Below are 635 nucleotides of genomic sequence, written 5' to 3'. Positions count from 1 at the left end.
CGGCGCGCGTCTCGGCACCAGCCAGATCTCCGCAGCGAAGGATGCTCTCGTTCCGCACACCGTTCGCCGCGTTCATCAACGACGGGAACCGCCCCGCCGTCGCCATGACCGCCTCGTGGTTGTCCTCAATCCGCGCGAGGGCCTCCGTGTAGCGGCCGGCGAACTGGTCGGCGAACGCCAGCACCTGCCGTCCCGCCGTCGCGGCCCAGCCGCCCTCGGCGATCAGCAGTTCGCCGCCGAGCCGCGCGATCCGCAGCGGCGCGGCCTCCAGCGCGAACGTCAGCGCGAAGAACAACACCGCGTGCTCCAGCTCGGGCGGCAGCTCCCGTGCGGTCACCTCGTCCAGCACCGCCACGGCGGCGTCCTCGTCGCCGAGGCCGAAGAACAGGTTGAACGCGCGCGTACAGCCGACCTTGATCAACGTGAGCATGTCGCCGCCCGCCGCCATGGTCTCGGCGAGCACCTCCTCGGCCTGCCCGCACTGGCGCTGGTACATGAGCACCAGCCCGAGGACGAGCCCGACACGCGATGTCGCCCACGCGCCACCGCGGCGCGCGACAGCCGTTCCGCGAGCTCCCAGTCCTGGGCGGACAGCGCCTGCTCGGCGGCCCGCGCGAGCACGTCCGGCGACTCGG

1 protein-coding gene is annotated in these 635 nt (G+C 72.8%); it reads right to left on the bottom strand.

Features of this window, described 5'->3' with window-relative positions; translation table 11 throughout:
- Positions 1 to 502, bottom strand: a 502-nt coding sequence (locus FXN61_RS49875; protein ID WP_223165934.1) for a hypothetical protein, incomplete at its 3' end; no start/stop codon positions are given.
- Positions 503 to 635: the final 133 nt, after the last annotated feature.

The sequence above is a fragment of the Lentzea indica genome, from assembly GCF_012184385.1.
GTDB classification, from domain to species: domain Bacteria; phylum Actinomycetota; class Actinomycetes; order Mycobacteriales; family Pseudonocardiaceae; genus Lentzea; species Lentzea indica.
Note: the sequence above shows the minus strand (reverse complement) of the source record. Positions and strands in the feature narration are given on the sequence as shown.